17 protein-coding genes are annotated in these 20,521 nt (G+C 42.5%); 16 read left to right on the top strand and 1 reads right to left on the bottom strand.

What is annotated here, in order from left to right; genetic code table 11:
- The 11 genes from ilvC (at position 1) to yihA (ending at position 14,798) form a co-directional block, all read left to right on the top strand.
- The gene (gene ilvC / locus NSS92_RS01740; protein ID WP_024423187.1) at positions 1 to 1,029 is read left to right on the top strand and encodes a ketol-acid reductoisomerase; all 1,029 of its coding nucleotides are present in this window, start codon (positions 1 to 3) and stop codon (positions 1,027 to 1,029) included.
- On the top strand, positions 1,016 to 2,569 hold the full coding sequence (locus NSS92_RS01745; protein WP_340866794.1) for a 2-isopropylmalate synthase: 1,554 nt from the start codon (positions 1,016 to 1,018) through the stop codon (positions 2,567 to 2,569). The genes ilvC and NSS92_RS01745 overlap by 14 nt, the downstream gene beginning before the upstream one ends.
- Positions 2,570 to 2,587: 18 nt before the next feature.
- Complete coding sequence (leuB, locus tag NSS92_RS01750) at positions 2,588 to 3,685, top strand: 3-isopropylmalate dehydrogenase (RefSeq protein WP_267587183.1); 1,098 nt, start codon at positions 2,588 to 2,590, stop codon at positions 3,683 to 3,685.
- A gap of 40 nt (positions 3,686 to 3,725) precedes the next feature.
- Positions 3,726 to 5,141, top strand: a complete 1,416-nt coding sequence (leuC, locus tag NSS92_RS01755; protein WP_340866795.1) for a 3-isopropylmalate dehydratase large subunit — start codon at positions 3,726 to 3,728, stop codon at positions 5,139 to 5,141.
- A 13-nt stretch (positions 5,142 to 5,154) separates the two neighbouring features.
- Entirely contained in the window at positions 5,155 to 5,754 is a 600-nt protein-coding gene (gene leuD / locus NSS92_RS01760; RefSeq protein ID WP_267587184.1) for a 3-isopropylmalate dehydratase small subunit, read from the top strand.
- 125 nt (positions 5,755 to 5,879) lie between these two features.
- The gene (gene ddcA, locus NSS92_RS01765; RefSeq protein WP_340866796.1) at positions 5,880 to 6,887 is read left to right on the top strand and encodes a DNA damage checkpoint antagonist DdcA; all 1,008 of its coding nucleotides are present in this window, start codon (positions 5,880 to 5,882) and stop codon (positions 6,885 to 6,887) included.
- Between the two features lie 240 nt (positions 6,888 to 7,127).
- Positions 7,128 to 8,402 (top strand): trigger factor, encoded by a 1,275-nt coding sequence (gene tig, locus NSS92_RS01770; RefSeq protein ID WP_024423181.1) that lies wholly within the window; start codon positions 7,128 to 7,130, stop codon positions 8,400 to 8,402.
- Positions 8,403 to 8,653: 251 nt separating this feature from the next.
- Positions 8,654 to 9,919 carry an ATP-dependent protease ATP-binding subunit ClpX gene (gene clpX, locus NSS92_RS01775; RefSeq protein WP_024423180.1) on the top strand — a complete coding sequence of 422 codons (1,266 nt, stop codon included), beginning with the start codon at positions 8,654 to 8,656 and terminating at the stop codon, positions 9,917 to 9,919.
- Between the two features lie 137 nt (positions 9,920 to 10,056).
- Entirely contained in the window at positions 10,057 to 11,718 is a 1,662-nt protein-coding gene (gene lonB, locus NSS92_RS01780; RefSeq protein ID WP_340866797.1) for an ATP-dependent protease LonB, read from the top strand.
- A 171-nt stretch (positions 11,719 to 11,889) separates the two neighbouring features.
- On the top strand, positions 11,890 to 14,214 hold the full coding sequence (gene lon, locus NSS92_RS01785) for an endopeptidase La (protein ID WP_095285529.1): 2,325 nt from the start codon (positions 11,890 to 11,892) through the stop codon (positions 14,212 to 14,214).
- Positions 14,211 to 14,798 carry a ribosome biogenesis GTP-binding protein YihA/YsxC gene (gene yihA / locus NSS92_RS01790; RefSeq protein WP_024423177.1) on the top strand — a complete coding sequence of 196 codons (588 nt, stop codon included), beginning with the start codon at positions 14,211 to 14,213 and terminating at the stop codon, positions 14,796 to 14,798. The genes lon and yihA overlap by 4 nt, the downstream gene beginning before the upstream one ends.
- Positions 14,799 to 14,842: 44 nt before the next feature.
- Here the strand turns inward: yihA and NSS92_RS01795 are convergent, their stop codons facing one another.
- Positions 14,843 to 15,328, bottom strand: coding sequence for a hypothetical protein (locus tag NSS92_RS01795; protein WP_340866798.1), 486 nt, complete (start codon positions 15,326 to 15,328; stop codon positions 14,843 to 14,845).
- A gap of 242 nt (positions 15,329 to 15,570) precedes the next feature.
- Between NSS92_RS01795 and hemA the strand changes: the two genes are divergently transcribed.
- From hemA to hemB, 5 genes are read left to right on the top strand one after another with little or no spacing between them, the layout of a single operon-like run.
- Positions 15,571 to 16,938 (top strand): glutamyl-tRNA reductase, encoded by a 1,368-nt coding sequence (gene hemA, locus NSS92_RS01800; protein ID WP_024427831.1) that lies wholly within the window; start codon positions 15,571 to 15,573, stop codon positions 16,936 to 16,938.
- A 7-nt stretch (positions 16,939 to 16,945) separates the two neighbouring features.
- Positions 16,946 to 17,776 (top strand): cytochrome c biogenesis protein, encoded by an 831-nt coding sequence (locus NSS92_RS01805; protein ID WP_267587187.1) that lies wholly within the window; start codon positions 16,946 to 16,948, stop codon positions 17,774 to 17,776.
- A gap of 37 nt (positions 17,777 to 17,813) precedes the next feature.
- Positions 17,814 to 18,746: a hydroxymethylbilane synthase gene (gene hemC / locus NSS92_RS01810; protein ID WP_034279812.1), complete on the top strand. Its 933-nt coding sequence runs from the start codon at positions 17,814 to 17,816 to the stop codon at positions 18,744 to 18,746.
- Positions 18,743 to 19,534: a uroporphyrinogen-III synthase gene (locus NSS92_RS01815; protein WP_340866799.1), complete on the top strand. Its 792-nt coding sequence runs from the start codon at positions 18,743 to 18,745 to the stop codon at positions 19,532 to 19,534. Before hemC ends, NSS92_RS01815 begins: the two co-directional genes overlap by 4 nt.
- Positions 19,534 to 20,502, top strand: coding sequence for a porphobilinogen synthase (hemB, locus tag NSS92_RS01820; RefSeq protein ID WP_029706177.1), 969 nt, complete (start codon positions 19,534 to 19,536; stop codon positions 20,500 to 20,502). Before NSS92_RS01815 ends, hemB begins: the two co-directional genes overlap by 1 nt.
- The last annotated feature ends 19 nt before the right edge of the window (positions 20,503 to 20,521 follow it).

Here is a 20,521-nt window from a genome sequence, read left to right on the forward strand (position 1 = left end):
ATGGTAAAAGTATATTATAACGGTGATATTCAAGAAAACGTATTAAATGGTCAAAAGGTAGCTATCATTGGTTACGGATCACAAGGTCATGCACATGCATTGAACTTAAAAGAAAGCGGCGTAGATGTGATCGTCGGCGTAAGAAAAGGCGGATCTTATACAAAAGCACAAGAAGACGGCCATCAAGTATTCACAGTAAAAGAAGCAGCAGCACAAGCAGACGTAGTCATGGTACTACTTCCAGATGAGCAGCAAAAGAAAGTATATGATGAAGAAATCAAAGATCAATTAGAAGCTGGTAACTCACTTGTATTCGCACACGGATTCAACGTTCACTTCCATCAAATTGTTCCTCCAAGTGACGTAGATGTATATCTTGTAGCTCCAAAAGGTCCAGGACATCTTGTGAGAAGAACATATGAGCAAGGCGCTGGTGTACCTGCCCTATTTGCTATCTATCAAGATGTATCTGGCCAAGCGAAAGACAAAGCACTTGCTTATGCAAAAGCGATCGGCGGAGCAAGAGCGGGCGTTCTTGAAACAACATTTAAAGAAGAAACAGAAACGGATCTATTCGGTGAGCAGGCAGTTCTTTGTGGAGGTCTTACTTCACTAGTAAAAGCAGGATTCGAAACGTTAACAGAAGCTGGTTATCAGCCGGAGCTTGCATACTTTGAGTGTCTGCATGAACTGAAATTGATCGTTGATCTTATGTATGAAGAAGGATTAGAAGGCATGAGATATTCAATCTCTGATACAGCACAATGGGGTGACTTCGTATCAGGACCACGTGTTGTGGATGCAAAAGTAAAAGAATCGATGAAAGCTGTTTTGACTGATATCCAAAACGGAACATTTGCAAAAGAATGGATTGTTGAAAACCAAGTGAATCGTCCACGTTTCAATGCAATCAATGCAAATGAAAATGAGCACCAAATTGAAATCGTTGGTAGAAAGCTTCGTGAAATGATGCCTTTCGTTAAACAAGGAAAGAAAAAGGAAGCGGTGAGCGTCGGTGCGGAAAATTAATTTTTTTGACACAACACTTCGAGATGGAGAGCAATCTCCAGGAGTGAACTTAAATGCACAAGAAAAGCTAATCATTGCAAAGCAGCTTGAGTGCCTTGGGGTTAATATCATTGAAGCGGGTTTCCCCGCTTCATCCCGAGGGGATTTCTTAGGCGTACAAGAAATAGCAAGAACGATTAAAAACTGTTCTGTAGCTGGTCTTGCACGATGTGTGAAAGGTGACATTGATGCTGCATGGGAAGCTTTAAAAGATGGAGTGGAGCCAAGGCTTCATGTCTTTATTGCCACTTCTGACATTCACCTGAAGCATAAACTAAAGAAAACACGTGAAGAAGTCGTAGAACAGGCAGTCGCAATGGTGAAATATGCGAAAGAACGTTTTCCAGTTGTTCAATGGTCAGCAGAAGATGCGTGCCGTACAGATCTTGCTTTCTTGGCAGAAATTGTAGAAAAGGTCATTGACGCTGGGGCGAGTGTCATTAACTTGCCAGATACAGTTGGATACCTAGCGCCAAAAGAGTACGGTAATATCTTTAAATATATGAAGGAACACGTTCCAAATATCGACCGCGTCAACTTGTCCGCTCACTGTCACGATGATCTAGGAATGGCTGTGGCAAACTCACTTGCTGCTATTGAAAATGGAGCAGATCAAATTGAAACGGCTGTCAACGGAATTGGTGAGCGCGCTGGAAATGCCGCGTTAGAAGAAATTGCAGTGGCTCTTCATATTCGAAAAGATTTTTACCAGGTCGAATCAACGATTCAATTGAATGAAATTAAGCGTACAAGTGATGTAGTGAGCAAATACTCAGGAATGATTGTGCCGCGTAATAAAGCAGTCGTTGGAAACAACGCTTTTGCACATGAATCAGGTATTCACCAAGATGGTTTCCTCAAAGAAAAAACAACCTATGAAATTATTTCTCCAGAGCTTGTCGGTGTGACAACAGATGTGCTTGTCCTTGGAAAACACTCCGGAAGACACGCGTTTAAAGACCGCATGAAAACACTAGGCTTTAAACTAACGGAAGACGAAATCAATAAATTCTTTGAGACTTTCAAGAACTTGACAGAGAAGAAGAAAGAAATTACAGATGATGATTTGATCTCTATTATATTAGAAGAAAAAGTAGCAGACCGAAAAATTGGCTACGAATTTGAAAGTCTGCAAGTGCATTATGGAACAGAGCAAATGCCAACAGCAACAGTTTCTCTGAAAAACCAAGAAACGCAGGAAGTCATTCAAGAAGCAGCTACAGGTGCAGGCAGTGTAGAAGCTGTGTACAACACACTTGAGCGCTGTATGGAGGAAAGAATTCATTTGCTGGACTACCGCATTCAATCAAATGGAAAAGGCAGAGATGCACTAGCAGAAGTATATGTCACTGTTTCAATAGAAGGAAAAGAAACAGCAGGACGCGGTGTAGCGCAAGATGTGCTTGAAGCATCGGCAAAAGCTTACGTCAATGCAGTGAACAGGCATTTAATCTTCAAATCAAATCTGATTGAAATTGAGAAACATCACGCGATCTCATAGGAAAGGAGGAAGGTTCTCATGAAAAAGAAAATTGCACTTTTGCCCGGCGATGGAATCGGACCGGAAGTCGTGACCTCTGCAGTCGCTGTCCTTCAAGAGACGGCGGCTCAATTTAGGCACGAATTCGAATTCGAAACTGCGCTCATTGGCGGTATCGCAATAGATGAAAAAAACAACCCGCTTCCAAAGGAAACAGTAGATGTATGCAAAAGCGCTGATGCGATTTTATTAGGAGCAGTCGGCGGACCAAAGTGGGATCAAAACCCGCCAGAGCTTCGTCCAGAAAAAGGCTTGCTCGCCATTCGTAAACAGCTGGACTTATTTGCAAACATCCGCCCTGTAAAGGTGTTCGATAGTTTAAGCGAGGCATCTCCGTTAAAACAGGATCACATTAACGGAGTCGATTTCGTCATCGTTCGTGAATTAACAGGCGGTCTCTATTTTGGTGAACCAAGCGAACGCTATACGGATGATGAAGGAAAAGAAGCTGCCGTTGATACGCTCCTTTATACAAAGGAAGAAATTGTCCGCGTATTAAAAGAAGCGTTCGACATGGCTTTAACGAGACGGAAAAAAGTGACGTCTGTGGATAAAGCGAACGTTCTTGCTTCTAGTAAACTATGGCGGGATGCGGTAGAAGAAGTTGCTGCCCAATATCCAGAAGTTGAATTTGAGCATATGCTCGTCGATAATGCTGCCATGCAGCTGATTTACAAGCCTGCTCAATTTGATGTCATTGTGACAGAGAATATGTTCGGTGACATTTTAAGCGATGAAGCTTCGATGATTACTGGATCACTCGGCATGCTGCCATCTGCTAGTTTATCAAGCACTGGCCTTCATTTATATGAGCCAATTCATGGTTCAGCACCCGATATTGCGGGGCAAAACGTTGCAAACCCTCTGGCAACCATTTTATCAGCAGCAAGCTTGCTTAGAACATCCTTTGCATTAGAAAAAGAAGCGGCTGCAATAGAGGAAGCTGTGGAAGCTGTTCTTGCCTCTGGCAAACGAACAAAAGATTTAGCAGCAAAAGAGGGAACATATCAAACGACTGAAGAAATCACTAATGCGGTTGTAGACGCACTCAAGCAGCGCGTGCAAACCATTGTATAAATAGAATCTTGTGGAATTAGGTAGAGGGAGGAAAAGGGTTATGCCTCGAACAATCATCGAAAAAATATGGGATCAGCATGTAGTCAAAAGCGGCGAGGGGAAACCAGACCTTTTATATATTGATCTGCACTTGGTGCATGAAGTGACATCACCTCAAGCATTTGAAGGATTAAGACAAAAAGGGCGCAAGGTGAGAAGACCTCAAAACACGTTTGCGACGATGGATCACAACATTCCAACTGTGAATCGATTTGTGATCAAAGATGAGATTGCTAAAAAGCAAGTGAGTGCTTTAGAGCGCAACTGTGCGGAATTTGGCGTTCGTCTTGCTGACCTTCACAGTGTTGACCAAGGAATCGTCCATGTCGTTGGACCGGAGCTTGGATTGACACTTCCGGGGAAAACAATCGTTTGTGGAGATAGTCATACATCAACTCACGGCGCGTTTGGCGCACTTGCCTTTGGGATCGGTACAAGTGAGGTTGAACATGTACTTTCTACACAAACACTTTGGCAGCAGCGTCCGAAAACGTTAGAAATTAGAGTAGACGGAAAGCTTCAAAAAGGGGTAACTGCCAAAGATGTCATTTTAGCCGTCATTGGTGCACACGGCGTGAAGTTCGGCTCAGGTTATGTCATTGAATACACTGGGGAAGTATTCAGAAACATGACGATGGATGAGCGGATGACCGTTTGTAATATGTCAATTGAGGCAGGCGCAAGAGCAGGTTTGATTGCACCTGATGAAACCACCTTCGAATATTGCCGCGGCCGCAAATATGCACCGCAGGGTGAAGACTTCGAAGCAGCTATTAAAGAATGGGAAGAACTGAGAACAGATCCAGGTGCAACCTATGATAAAACCATTGTGTTAGATGGAAATAAGATTTCACCAATGGTCACGTGGGGAATTAACCCAGGAATGGTACTCCCTGTGGATGCATCGATCCCAGGACCTGAGGATTTTGCACAAGAAGATGATCAAAAAGAAGCGATTCGTGCTTACGAATACATGGGTGTCCACCCGCATCAGCGTATAGAAGATATTACGATTGAGCATGTCTTTATCGGCTCATGTACGAACTCAAGAATGACTGATTTACGCCAAGCCGCTTCTATGATTGAAGGACAAAAAGTAGCAGATCATGTTAGAGCGATTGTGGTGCCTGGCTCTCAAAGTGTCAAATTGCAAGCAGAAGAAGAAGGTCTTCATGAAATCTTCCTTGAAGCAGGATTTGAATGGAGAGAATCTGGCTGCAGTATGTGTCTTAGTATGAATAACGATGTGGTACCGGAGGGCGAGCGCTGCGCGTCCACATCAAACCGTAACTTTGAGGGGCGTCAAGGGAAGGGTGCGAGAACGCATCTTGTCAGCCCGGCAATGGCTGCAATGGCTGCGATACATGGTAGATTTGTCGATGTCAGGAAGTTTAATCAAGAGAAAACAGTCGTGTAAGGAGTTGTCATAGATGGAGCCTTTAGTCACTCATAAAGGAAAAGCCGCTGTGCTTAACCGGATCAATGTAGATACAGATCAAATTATTCCGAAGCAATTTTTAAAAAGAATCGAACGAACAGGATATGGCCGCTTTGCCTTTTTCGACTGGCGTTATTTAGCCGATGGCAGCCCAAATCCAGATTTCGAACTGAATCAGCCGATCTATGAAGGAGCATCCATTTTGATCGCAGGAGAAAACTTTGGCTGCGGATCATCTAGGGAACATGCTCCTTGGGCGCTTGATGATTATGGCATTAAAATTGTCATTGCACCATCATTCGCAGATATATTTCATCAAAACTGCTTTAAAAATGGGATGCTTCCGATTCGTCTTGATTATGATGTGTGGAAAACCTTCGCTGCGTCATATGAGAACAAAGGGTATGAGATGACGGTTGATCTGGAAAAACAGCAGATAGAAGATCACGAAGGGAATATCACCCCTTTTCAAGTCGACCCTCACTGGAGAGAAATGCTCCTAAATGGTTATGATGAGATTTCATTAACATTACTACTAGAAGATGACATTCAAGCATTTGAAGAAAAGCGCAGCAGCTGGCTGCGCGCCTAAGCAACGAGAAGCTGTCCGCCCGAGGTGTGACGGCTTCTTTTTTGCATGAAAACCTCTCGTTACTTGTGTTTACTAATCTTCGTTGGTAAACTGATAAAAAATATGCGCCCGAAAGGAACGTAAGCATGAAGCATGACAAGAAGAAAGATAATGTCATTTTGTTTCCTGGTCTGAAAGAAAGACTAATTGAAAAAGGAATGGCAGCATTAAAAGATAAACAGTATCAAGAGGCGCTTCACTTGTTTTCAGAAGCAAAATCGTATGATGACGATGAAGAATCCGATATTCACCTCGGAATGGCAATTTGCTTTCTGGAGCTGGGTGAGCTGCAGGATGCAAAGCGTGTTTGTGAAAAAATGCTGCATGAAGGATATGGTCACTATTTCACTGTGCTCCAAGTGTATATGACGATCTTAATTCAGCTGAAAGAATATGAAGAAGTCAAACAGACGATTGAGGCTGTGCTCGAGGAAAACCATCTTCCAGCAGAAAGCGCGGAGCATTTTTACAAGCTGCTCGAATTTAGCAGAAAAATGATCGAATCACCTGAAGAAATTTTAGATGAAGATGAGGACGCCAGCAGTGAGGTCAACATAGATGACATGCTAAAGCGGCCGGAAGAACAGGTACAGTTTATCCATTCATTGAAAGACCGGAACATCACACCGCACATGGGTCTATTAAATACAATCTTACAAAATCCTGATGGGAACCCTTTGGTCAAATCAATGATCCTGCAGCTTCTGGCAGATCATGATGTGGCAAAGCCGGTTCATGTGACGAAATTCGGTGATTCTCTAACCCTTATTCCTTCTGAGGCTGTAAAACCAGAGCAGATGCCGCTTCTTCAGCAAGTGCTTCGTATGCTCGATGACACGCTCGGCAATGAGAACCCAACCCTTTACCAAGGCGTGGAAGAGTTATGGCGCCGGCACTTATTTGTGCTGTATCCATTTCTTCCTAAGTACACAGATCCGAGTCTTTGGGCAGCGGCACTTCATAAAGTCGGCTATGAAATGCATGGAATCGAGATTGAACTCGAAGAATTGCATCTATTGTATGAATTTAACGAACGAGAGCTGAGAGAAGCTTGCACAATGCTGAAAGATATTGAAGAAATTTCTTATTTGTAATTTGTCGATTTAGTTGAAAGACGGACTTGTTATGTTATAATATAATGGTTGTATTTGTGCATATATAGTGCAGTTGTCAGATTCCAACGGTTGAAAGACGATATGTATAATCAAGTCAAATGTTGTATACATAATGCAAGCTTCTTAGCGGAGTGCGTGGTTTTTGATTGGACGAAGTCTTTATGATGCTTTAGAATGGAGCAACGCACAATCTGAATAGATTTTTGGAGGGAAACACACATGTCAGTAAAATGGGAAAAACAAGAAGGTAACGAAGGCGTTCTAACTGTAGAAGTTGACGCTGAAACATTTAACAAAGCACTTGATGATGCATTTAAGAAAGTGGTTAAGCAAGTATCGATCCCTGGATTCCGTAAAGGGAAAGTACCACGTGGTCTTTTCGAGCAGCGTTTTGGTGTAGAATCTCTTTATCAAGATGCTTTAGATATTCTTCTTCCAGTTGAATATCCAAAAGCAATCGACGAAGCTGGTATCGAGCCAGTTGACCGCCCTGAAATCGATGTTGAGAAAATCGAAAAAGGCGAAAACTTAATCTTCACTGCAAAAGTAACAGTGAAGCCTGAAGTAAAACTTGGTGACTACAAAGGTCTTAACGTAGAAAAAGACGACACAGCTGTCACTGATGAAGATGTACAAGAAGAGCTAAAAGGCATGCAAAACCGTCAAGCTGAGCTTGTTGTCAAAGAAGAAGGCGCAATCGAAAACGGCGATACAGTTGTTCTTGATTTCGAAGGATTCGTTGATGGAGAAGCATTCGAAGGCGGAAAAGCTGAGAACTACTCTCTTGAAGTAGGTTCTGGTTCATTCATCCCTGGTTTCGAAGAGCAATTAGTTGGTCTTGAAGCTGGCGCTGAAAAAGACGTAGAAGTGACATTCCCAGAAGAATACCATGCTGAAGACCTTGCAGGTAAACCAGCTGTATTCAAAGTGAAAATTCATGAAATCAAAGCAAAAGAACTTCCAGCACTTGACGATGAGTTCGCTAAAGATGTTGATGAAGAAGTAGAAACGCTTGCTGAATTAACTGAAAAAACGAAGAAACGTCTTGAAGAAGCAAAAGAAAACGAAGCAGAAGGAAAACTTCGTGAAGAGCTAGTTGCGAAAGCTTCTGAAAATGCGGAAGTTGACATCCCACAAGCGATGGTTGACACTGAGCTAGACCGCATGATGAAAGAATTCGAACAACGTCTTCAAATGCAAGGAATGAACCTTGAGCTTTACTTCCAATTCTCTGGACAAGATGAAGATGCGCTGAAAGAGCAAATGAAAGAAGATGCTGCTAAACGCGTAAAATCTAACCTAACACTTGAAGCAATTGCTGCTGCAGAAAACTTACAAGTGTCTGACGAAGAAGTGGAAGAAGAACTTTCAAAAATGGCTGAAGCATACAACATGCCAATTGAAAATATCAAACAAGCGATCGGATCTACTGAAGCAATGAAAGAAGATCTAAAAGTTCGTAAAGCAATTGATTTTCTTGTAGAAAACCGTTAATATGGTGCATAATAATAAAACAGGGCGCGAGTGACTCGTGCCTTGTTTTGTACAATTTTTGACTTATCATCGCTTCTTTTGGAAACGATAGTGTAAGTCGCGTCTTTCTGTCATACATATCTCAATGTGCAGTGTTAGAAACACATCGTTACCGTCTTTTAGGAAAGTATGGTAAAATGCATACATACTGGACCCAGAAAGGTAGCTGACTGTTAGCTACAGGCAAGTGAAGAAGAATAAGGGGTGAAAGAATGTTTAAATTCAACGAGGAAAAAGGTCAATTAAAATGCTCGTTTTGCGGAAAAACGCAAGATCAAGTGCGTAAACTGGTCGCAGGACCTGGCGTATATATATGTGATGAATGTATCGAGCTTTGCACGGAAATAGTTGAAGAAGAGCTCGGCACTGAGGAAGAAGTTGAATTCAAGGATGTTCCGAAGCCTCATGAAATTCGGGAGATTCTTGATGAATATGTCATCGGACAAGACAATGCGAAAAAATCCTTAGCTGTAGCGGTTTATAACCATTACAAACGGATCAATTCCAACAGCAAGATTGATGATGTTGAGCTTTCGAAAAGTAATATTTCTATGATTGGACCAACAGGAAGCGGTAAAACATTACTTGCTCAAACACTTGCTCGTATTTTAAATGTTCCATTTGCGATCGCAGATGCAACATCATTAACTGAAGCAGGTTATGTTGGTGAAGACGTAGAGAATATTTTACTAAAGCTGATCCAGGCAGCGGATTATGATGTAGAAAAAGCGGAAAAAGGCATTATCTACATCGATGAGATCGATAAAGTAGCAAGAAAATCAGAAAACCCTTCTATCACTCGTGATGTATCTGGGGAAGGTGTACAGCAAGCCCTTTTGAAAATTCTTGAAGGAACAGTCGCTAGTGTACCGCCTCAAGGTGGACGTAAGCACCCACATCAAGAATTCATTCAAATTGATACGACGAACATCCTCTTCATTTGTGGAGGAGCCTTTGACGGGATTGAGCAAATCATCAAACGCCGCTTAGGTCAAAAAGTGATTGGATTCGGTGCAGAAAATAAAGTCGAAGATCTTGAAAAAGAAGTCCTTCTATCAAAAGTATTGCCAGAAGACTTGCTTCGCTTCGGTTTAATTCCAGAATTCATCGGTCGTCTGCCGGTTATTGCAAGCCTAGAGCCGTTAGATGAAAAAGCACTTGTAGAAATCTTGACGAAGCCTAAAAATGCGCTTGTTAAGCAATATACAAAAATGCTTGAGCTTGACGATGTAGAGCTTGAATTTGAAGAAGATGCTCTTAGCGAAATTGCGAAAAAGGCAATTGAGCGAAAAACAGGAGCTCGTGGTCTTCGCTCAATCATTGAAGGCATCATGCTTGATGTCATGTTTGACCTTCCATCTCGTGATGATATTGAAAAATGTGTCATCACTGGTGCAACGGTTGCTGATGGTGAGCCGCCGCGTCTTGTCTTAAAGGATGGCACCGTCGTCAATAAAGATACAAAAACATCTGCATAAGAGAAGTTATCACTCCTGAATCATTTTGATTCAGGAGTTTTTTATTTATCGTGGAAGACGTGTTTATTCCGTCCAGCTCTAGGAAATACTAGCAGACAGAAACCAATACATAAGATAGATGAAGGAGGGAGCACCGATTGAGCTGGACAGGAATCGTATTATTCATACAGCTGTTCTTTGGAATCGTCATCGGGCTGTACTTTTGGAACTTACTGCGAAATCAGCGCACACAAAAGGTGACGATAGACAAAGAATCAAAGAAAGAAATGGAAGCACTCAGAAAGATGCGGTCAATCAAGCTGAGTGAGCCTTTATCAGAGAGAGTCCGGCCAAAGGGATTTCAAGATATTGTAGGGCAGGAAGACGGCATTCGTGCTCTAAAAGCAGCGCTGTGCGGACCGAATCCTCAGCATGTCATTGTCTACGGACCCCCGGGGGTTGGAAAAACAGCCGCTGCCCGTCTTGTCATGGAAGAAGCGAAACGTCATGCTGATTCACCGTTTAAGAAAGATGCGGTATTTGTGGAGCTCGATGCCACAACCGCAAGATTCGATGAACGGGGCATTGCAGACCCACTCATTGGCTCCGTGCATGACCCGATTTACCAAGGGGCGGGAGCGATGGGACAGGCAGGCATTCCGCAGCCAAAACAAGGAGCCGTTACGCATGCTCATGGCGGGGTTCTGTTTATTGATGAAATTGGCGAACTGCATCCGATCCAAATGAACAAAATGCTGAAAGTCCTTGAAGATCGGAAAGTATTTTTAGACAGTGCCTATTACAGTGAGGAAAACACCCAAATTCCGAATCACATTCATGATATTTTTCAAAATGGGCTTCCGGCTGATTTTCGATTGATTGGTGCTACGACAAGAACACCTGAAGAAATTCCACCAGCGATTCGATCGAGGTGTTTAGAAATTTTCTTTAAGGACCTTGACCAGCATGAGCTGAAAATTGTCGCTGCTAAAGCTGTCCAAAAAATCCAAAAGGAATTAAGTGATGAAGGGCTGAACCTGTTAACCTCATATGTGAAAAACGGCCGTGAAGCAGTCAATATGGTGCAAATCGCCGCTGGAATGGCCGTCACGGAAAACCGAAAAGACATCACGATCGCCGATGTCGAGTGGGTCATTCATTCAAGCCAGCTGACACCAAGATATGAACAAAAAGTACCGGAAAAGCCAAAAGTCGGTGTAGTGAATGGTCTGGCTGTCTACGGACCAAACAGCGGAGCCTTGCTTGAGATTGAAGTGAATATATGTAAGGCGCTTGAAAAAGGCAGTATCAACATTACAGGCATTGCAGAAGAAGAAAGCATTGGCAATCAATCGAAATCCATTAGACGAAAAAGTATGGCTAAAGGGTCTGTTGAAAATGTATTAACAGTGCTAAGAAACTTAGGCATACGGACAAATGAATATGACATCCATATTAATTTCCCAGGCGGTGCCCCAATTGATGGACCGTCTGCTGGGATTGCCATGGCGGCGGCGATTTTCTCTGCCATTCATCAAATCCCGATTGATCATCTGACAGCAATGACAGGTGAAATCGGATTGCAGGGTCAGGTGAAACCGATCGGCGGTGTGATACCGAAGATTAAGGCGGCGAAACAAGCTGGTGCCACAACCGTGATTATTCCATATGACAACCAGCAGTCGATCTTAAAAGAGATTGAAGGCGTCACCATTGTGCCTGTGAAGCACTTCCAAGAGGTGCTGGATCAGTGTTTGGTCAACCCGCCAGACGAGAAGAAAGATGGACTAGAAGAGGAAATGAAAAGAAAATCTGTTTAATCCCCATCACATATGGGGATTTTTTAGTGAAATAGATCTTTTTTTCTTTTTCAAGATAAAAAGAAAGGGTATACTACGGTAAGATCATCATTTCTCAAGTCTTTTACATTGTACAAGACTGAAACAGGTATATTATAATGATTCATACTAGTGACGGAGGTGTCAATCAACATGGCAGATGAAATCAAAAAGAATGTTCCGCTCCTTCCATTGCGAGGCTTGCTTGTTTATCCAACAATGGTCTTGCATTTGGACGTTGGACGCGAGAAGTCTGTTCAAGCATTAGAACAGGCGATGATGAACGATCATATGATTTTTCTAGCAACACAGCGGGAAATTTCAATAGATGAACCAGGTGAAGAGGAAATTTTCAAAGTCGGCACCTACACAAAAATCAAACAAATGCTGAAGCTGCCGAATGGAACGATTCGTGTACTCGTTGAAGGTTTAAATCGAGCGCAGATCGAATCATACGTGGAGCTTGAGGACTATACGTCCGTCGATATTAAAGAATTGGCAGAAGAAGAATTAAAGGACGCAGAAGCAGAAGCACTCATGCGCACTTTGTTAGATCACTTTGATCAGTACATAAAAATTTCAAAAAAAATATCAGCTGAAACATATGCAACGGTGACGGATATTGAAGAACCGGGGAGAATGGCAGATATCGTCGCTTCTCACCTGCCGCTCAAATTAAAGGACAAGCAAGAAGTGCTGGAAACAGTGGATGTCAAAAAACGTCTGAATCGTGTCATCAGCTTAATCCACAATGAAAAAGAAGTGCTGGAAATTGAAAAGAAAATTGGACAGCGCGTCAAACGTTCAATGGAACGAACGCAAAAAGAATATTATTTGCGTGAACAAATGAAAGCCATTCAAAAGGAGCTTGGAGACAAGGAAGGAAAAACAGGCGAAGTCAGTTCATTGATGTCTAAAATTGAAGAGTCCAGCATGCCGGATTCTGTTCGTGAAACGGCGTTAAAAGAATTGAACCGTTATGAAAAAATTCCTTCAAGCTCTGCGGAGAGCTCTGTCATTCGAAATTATATTGATTGGCTGATCAATCTTCCATGGGGCATCTATACAGAAGATCGTCTGGATTTAAAGCTTGCAAGTGAAATTTTAGATGATGAGCATCATGGGCTGGAAAAAGTCAAAGAACGTGTGCTTGAATACCTTGCTGTACAGAAGCTGACCAATTCATTAAAAGGACCGATTCTTTGCTTAGCAGGACCTCCTGGGGTAGGGAAAACGTCACTTGCCAAATCGATTGCTAAATCACTTGACCGAAAGTTTATCCGTATCTCTCTTGGCGGTGTGCGTGACGAATCTGAGATTCGTGGACATAGAAGAACGTATGTAGGGGCGATGCCAGGCCGTATCATTCGCGGGATGAGCAAGGCAGGCACTATGAATCCAGTGTTTCTTTTAGATGAAATCGATAAGATGTCCTCTGATTTTAGAGGTGATCCGTCTTCTGCGATGCTTGAAGTGCTGGACCCTGAGCAAAATCACAACTTTAGCGATCACTATATTGAAGAGACATTTGATTTATCTCAGGTGTTATTTATTGCCACTGCCAACAATTTAGCAACCATTCCAGGTCCACTTCGTGATAGAATGGAGATTATCACGATTGCAGGGTATACAGAGGTTGAAAAAGCAGAAATTGTGAAAGATCATCTTCTGCCGAAGCAGCTAAAGGAGCACGGATTAAAGAAAGGGAACTTGCAGCTTCGTGAAGCCGCGATTTATGATACGATTCGCTATTACACAAGAGAAGCGGGTGTTCGTGGATTAGAGCGTCAGCTTGCGGCGATATGCCGTAAAGCAGCAAGAGCAATTGTGGCTGAAGACCGCAAACGCATCACAGTGACGGAAAAGAACTTATCTGAATTTCTCGGAAAAAGACTTTACCGTTATGGTCAGGCTGAAACGACAGACCAAGTGGGGGTTGTCACAGGACTTGCGTATACGACTGTTGGCGGAGACACTTTATCAATTGAGGTATCACTCTCGCCTGGTAAAGGTAAGCTCTTGTTAACAGGTAAGCTTGGTGATGTCATGAGAGAATCTGCACAGGCGGCATTCAGTTATATTCGTTCCAAAGCAGATGAACTGAACATTGATCCTAATTTTAATGAAAAGCACGATATTCATATCCATGTTCCAGAGGGTGCGGTTCCAAAGGACGGGCCATCAGCTGGTATCACCATTGCGACGGCTCTTGTATCAGCACTTACAGGACGTCCTGTGTCAAAAGAGGTTGGTATGACAGGAGAGATAACGTTAAGAGGAAGAGTGCTTCCAATTGGCGGACTAAAAGAAAAAGCATTAGGCGCACATCGTGCAGGATTGAAAACCATTATTCTTCCAAAGGACAATGAGAAGGATATTGATGATATTCCTGAAAGTGTGAGAGAAGGACTAACCTTTATTCCGGTCTCACATTTAGATGAGGTGCTTGAGAAAGCGTTGGTAGGAGAGGGAAGATGAAAGTAACAAAATCAGATATCGTCATTAGTGCGGTGAAACCAGAGCAGTACCCGAGCGGCGGACTGCCTGAAATCGCGCTTGCTGGACGATCAAATGTTGGAAAGTCCTCGTTCATCAACTCATTAATTAATCGTAAAAATTTAGCGCGTACGTCTTCTAAACCAGGTAAGACCCAAACGCTTAATTTCTACATTATTAATGATATGCTCCATTTTGTGGACGTTCCGGGCTACGGCTTTGCCAAAGTATCAAAAACAGAGCGCGAAGCCTGGGGTAGAATGATCGAAACGTATATTACAATGCGTGAAGAATTAAAAGCAGTCGTCCAAATTGTGGATCTGCGCCATAAGCCATCAGTAGATGATGTGAACATGTATGAATTCCTTAAATATTACGGAGTTCCAGTGATCGTCATCGCAACAAAAGCGGATAAAATTCCAAAAGGCAAATGGGAAAAACATGCGAAAGTCGTCAAACAGACGCTCGACATTGACCCTTCAGATGAACTCATCTTATTCTCTTCTGAAACAAAAAAGGGGAAAGATGAAGCCTGGAATGCGATCCTTGCGAAAGTAAACGGCTAAAAAAAGGCATCTGCCATGAGCAGATGCCTTTTTTATTGTATAAGTTATTTCCTTTTTAAAAATAATAAGAGGAGACTGACAGCAATCAGTACATAAGGCCAGTACAATTCAAAACCGGAAGTAGGGATCGAAAGGGAACTTAGCTGTTTTGTAATTTGCTGAAAGAAATAAAGGAACAGACTGAGTGCGATCAGCACAACACTTTCAATACGATATTCTTTTTTCTGAGATGATTTCACAAAGAGTGCAAGTCCTACGATGAACACAATCATCGTAAATGTGTCTGGCCAGTGGTCCCATTTTGGCTGAAGAATAAAGTGTAGCGAAAGGCCTGTCATGAGCATACCGATAAACATATGAGCGCTTTCCTGCTCCTTTTTTCCTTGATATAAAAAAGCGAGGCCAAAAAGCAGTACAAGTGTATACCATTTCTCTTGATCCTTCCAAATGTCAAATTGACCTCCTGAGAGAATGGCATATAGCGCTACAGCCAGTAAAGTGAGCGGCAGCAAAATGGATTTCTTCTTCAAAGATGTCACCTTCTTTTAAGCAGATCATTTGTCCGCACGCGCCAAATCTGGTAAATTGCTTGAAGTGATGATATGGCATAATTGATGTCGAACATTTTTCTACTATATCACAACATTTTTGAAATCTGTTCACAATTTTTATCCAGTTAAAAATGAATATATGTTATAATCATTATAAATAATAAATTCTATATTGTAATTATTATAAATTAGACAGGGCGTTGGGGGTGCAAGCTGAAGTTATGCATATTCTTGTTGTGGGTTTAGATTATAAAACAGCCCCTGTTGAGATACGGGAACAGCTGAGCTTTGAACCGAGTGAGCTCGGAACAGCGATGTCCAAGCTTAAAGAAGAAAAAAGCATTCTAGAGAATATCGTCATCTCAACATGTAATCGAACAGAGATCTACGCAGTAGTAGATCAGCTTCATACTGGACGGTTTTATATAAAAAGATTTTTAGCCGATTGGTTCGGTTTAGAAAAGGAAGATGTCTCTCCATATTTGAAGTTCTATGAAAACGATGGAGCGGTAGAGCATTTATTTCGTGTGGCTTGTGGACTTGATTCCATGGTCATTGGTGAAACGCAAATACTCGGTCAAGTACGCTCCAGCTTTAAAGTAGCTCAAGAGGAGAAGACCATTGGTACCGTTTTCAATTATTTATTTAAACAGGCGGTAACCGTTGCAAAACGCTCTCATGCGGAAACAGATATTGCGTCTAATGCTGTGTCTGTCAGCTATGCAGCTGTGGAGCTTGCTAAAAAAATCTTTGGACGTCTTTCTGATAAGCATGTCCTGATTCTTGGTGCGGGCAAAATGGGCGAACTGGCGGCTCAAAACCTTCAAGGTCAAGGAATTGGCCAAGTAACGGTCATCAATCGAACGTTTGAGAAGGCAAAGGAATTGGCCGGTCGTTTTTCAGGAGAGCCTAAGAGCTTAAACCAATTAGAAAAAACATTATCCGAAGCGGACATTTTAATCAGCTCAACGGGTGCGAAACAATTTGTCATTACAAAAGAAATGGTCGAAAGTGCGAATAAAAAGCGGAAGGGCAGACCTCTATTTATGGTGGATATTGCTGTGCCCCGTGATTTAGATCCAGCCATTTCTGAAGTAGAAGGTGCTTTTTTGTATGACATTGATGACCTTGAAGGCATCGTGGCTGCCAACTTAAAAGAGCGCCGTGCAGTGGCTGAGCAGGTTGAGCTCCTGATTGAAGCAGAAATTGTGGAATTTAAGCAATGGCTGAATACGTTAGGTGTTGTTCCGGTCATTTCTGCACTTAGAGAAAAGGCACTCACAATTCAAGCCGATACGATGCAGAGTATTGAGCGGAAGCTTCCAAACCTCACAAACCGTGAAATGAAGCTGTTAAATAAACATACGAAAAGCATCATTAACCAAATGCTGAAAGATCCTATCTTAAAGGCAAAAGAAATTGCCGCGGAGCCGAATGCAGAGGAAAAGCTTTTACTCTTTAAAGAAATCTTTGATTTACAGGTTGAAGATGAAGAGCAAAAGGTGGAGCCAATGCAGGTGGAGCAAGGATCATTTCAGCTGTTCAAACCAAATATGGCACAAGGCTTTGCTACAGTTGCCAGTGAGTGATTAAGCGATGATGGAATCCATTGTAGCGAGACTCAATGAAGCGACGATCTTAATCTATGCACTAAGTGTCTTGTTCTATTTCATAGATTTTCTTCAACACAACCGGAAGGCTGGAAAAATGGCTTTCTGGTTGCTTTCTATTGTCTGGCTGCTGCAAACAGTCTACATGTTCTATATTATGATTGAAACAGACCGATTCCCTGTGTTGAATGTAGCAGAGGGGTTATATTTTTATACGTGGGTGCTTGTGACACTTTCTCTTGTGCTCACAAAGGTATTGCGCGTTGAATTTATTGTCTTTTTTACAAATGTGATCGGTTTTTCCATGATGGCGATTCACACCTTTACACCATCTGATCTCCATTCAGCAGAACTAACGGGGAAGCTGACGAGTGAACTGCTCGTGATTCATATTACGATGGCGATTTTATCCTACGGTGCCTTTTCACTTTCATTTGCGTTTTCACTGCTTTATCTCTTTCAATATCGTTTGCTGAAAAAGAAAAAATGGGGAAAATGGCTTCTGAGAATTGAAGACTTATCAAAGCTCGATCATATGGCGTACGTATTAAACATTATTGGGGTGCCAATGCTCTTGCTTAGTTTAATTCTTGGCATCATTTGGGCATATATTTCGTATGATACGTTGTACTGGACAGATGCAAAGGTGCTTGGTTCGTTTATTATGCTGTTTTTATATGGTTTTTACTTATATATCAGATTGGTGAGAAATATGCAGGGCAAAATCGTGGCATTTTGGAATGTCGCTTCATTTCTTGTGCTGATGATTAATTATTTTCTGCTTGGTAGCTTATCAACCTTTCATTGGTTTCAATAATGATGAGTCTTAAAGGCATTGTCGGGAGGAAGACGTATTGCGTACAATTAAAGTAGGTTCTAGACGAAGTAAGCTGGCAATTACACAAACAAAATGGGTCATTCAAAAGCTGTCTGAACTAAACCCTTCTTATTCTTTTGAAATAAAAGAAATTGTGACAAAGGGTGATCAAATTTTAGATGTGACCTTATCTAAGGTTGGCGGAAAAGGACTGTTTGTTAAAGAGATCGAGCAGGCGATGCTGAATCATGATATCGATATGGCGGTGCACAGCATGAAGGATATGCCGGCTGCTCTTCCGGAAGGGTTAGTCATTGGCTGTATTCCTGAGCGTGAAGATGTGCGGGATGCACTTATTTCGAAGGATCATCTGAGTCTTAGCGAACTGCCTAAGGGCGCAATTGTGGGAACGAGCAGCTTACGGCGCAGCGCCCAGCTTCTTCAAGAGAGACCAGATCTTGAGATTAAATGGATTCGAGGAAACATTGATACGAGATTGGAAAAGCTGAAAAATGAAGAGTATGATGCCATTATTCTAGCGGCTGCCGGTCTGTCTAGAATGGGTTGGAGCAAAGAGGTCGTGTCGGAATTTTTATCTCCTGAGACTTGCCTTCCTGCCGTTGGACAAGGCGCACTGTCGATTGAGTGCCGCGGGGATGATGAAGAGCTGTTGCAGCTTCTCGCCCAATTTACGAATGAATATACGAAGAAAACGGTCCTCGCAGAAAGAGCTTTCCTCAAACAAATGGATGGAAGCTGTCAGGTGCCGATCGCTGGCTATGCAACGATGAATGAGCATAATGAAATTGAACTAACAGGTCTTGTTGCATCTGCTGATGGGCACACGATTATTCGGGAAACCGTCACAGGCACTGACCCTGAGGCAATTGGAACAGCGTGTGCGAAGCAGATGGCTGATAAGGGAGCAAAGGATTTGATCGACAAGGTGAAAAAGGATCTGTCTCAATGAGCATAGGCAAATCGCTTCACGGACAGACGGTGCTTGTCACTCGAAATGAACGTCAAGCGGGCGTGTTTCAGCAAAAGATCGAAGCGCTGAACGGCCATGCGGTTTTAACCTCTCTTATTCGGTTTGAGCCTACGCTCACAAAAGAAAAAGCGCGGGCCTTTTTAAAGGACTTAGAAAATAGCCATTGGCTTGTTTTCACGAGTGTGAATGGTGCGTCTTTTTTTCTGAATTACATAAAAGACCATCATTTACATAAGAGCTTGACCCATTTGAAAGTGGCTGCTGTAGGAGAGAAAACTTCTGCCTATCTTGAGCAGTACGGCTTAAAGGTGGATGTGGTGCCAGAACGATTTATAGCGGAAGAGCTGGCCGATGCATTACTTGACCATGTACGCCCAGGAGAGCGTGTGTTTGTAGCAAAAGGGCATCTGTCACGAGATGTGGTGAAAGAAACCCTCATTCCGCTCGGCATAGAGGTAAAAGAATGGATTTTATATGAAACAGTCAAGGATGAGGAAGGAATTGCTGCTCTCAAATCGGCAATGACGAAGCAATCATTTGATTTTATTACATTTACGAGCTCATCCACTGTTCATTCTTTTATGCATGTGATGGAAGCAGATGCAGCGATGCTGGCTGCATCTGACACCTGTTTTGTGACGATTGGTCCTCTGACAAAAGAGGCACTGCTTCAATACGGGATTTCTTCTGAAACCCCAGATACTTATACGATAGACGGAATGCTTGATTTGATGTGCCGTTTATCTGAAAGGAAGTTGAACCATTGATGAAATTTAATAGACACCGCAGATTGCGGACAAGCGCAGGAATGAGAGAATTAGTCAGAGAAACCTTTTTAAGACCATCTGATTTCATTTACCCGATCTTTTTTGTAGAGGGAGAAAATGTACGAAAAGAAGTCTCTTCAATGCCAGGTGTATATCACATTTCTGTAGACCTTGTGAAAGAAGAAGTCCAAGAGCTTGTTGATCTTGGCATCAAATCGATCATTGTATTTGGTGTGCCAGATCATAAAGATCATGTAGGCAGTGAGGCGTATCACGATCATGGCATTGTTCAAAGAGCAACGCTTGAAATCAAAAAGCATTTCCCAGAGCTCGTGGTCATTGCAGACACTTGCTTATGCCAATATACAGATCACGGACATTGCGGAATCGTTGAAGATGGAGAAATTTTAAATGATGAATCTCTTCAGCTATTAGCGAAAACTGCTGTCAGCCAAGCGCGTGCAGGTGCAGATATCATCGCGCCTTCAAATATGATGGACGGATTTGTTGTTGCCATTCGTGAGGCACTTGATGAAGCAGGCTTTATTCATGTACCTGTCATGTCATATGCTGTGAAATATGCAAGTGCTTTTTACGGTCCGTTCCGTGATGCGGCACATAGTACACCGCAGTTTGGAGATCGTAAAACATATCAAATGGACCCTGCAAACCGTTTAGAGGCACTAAGAGAAGCGCAATCTGATGTAGAAGAGGGAGCTGACTTCTTAATTGTCAAACCATCCCTTTCTTACTTAGACATTATGCGTGATGTTAAAAATGAATTTACACTCCCTGTTGTTGCTTACAATGTGAGCGGAGAGTATGCAATGGTGAAAGCCGCTGCTCAAAATGGCTGGATTTCTGAAAAGGAGCTTGTTCTTGAAATGCTGACAAGCATGAAACGTGCAGGAGCAGAACTCATCATTACGTATCATGCAAAAGATGCAGCAAAATGGCTCTCAGAATAAAGAACGGATAGACAGGAGG

The sequence above is a fragment of the Bacillus sp. FSL M8-0166 genome, from assembly GCF_038008825.1.
GTDB lineage: Bacteria > Bacillota > Bacilli > Bacillales > Bacillaceae > Bacillus > Bacillus safensis.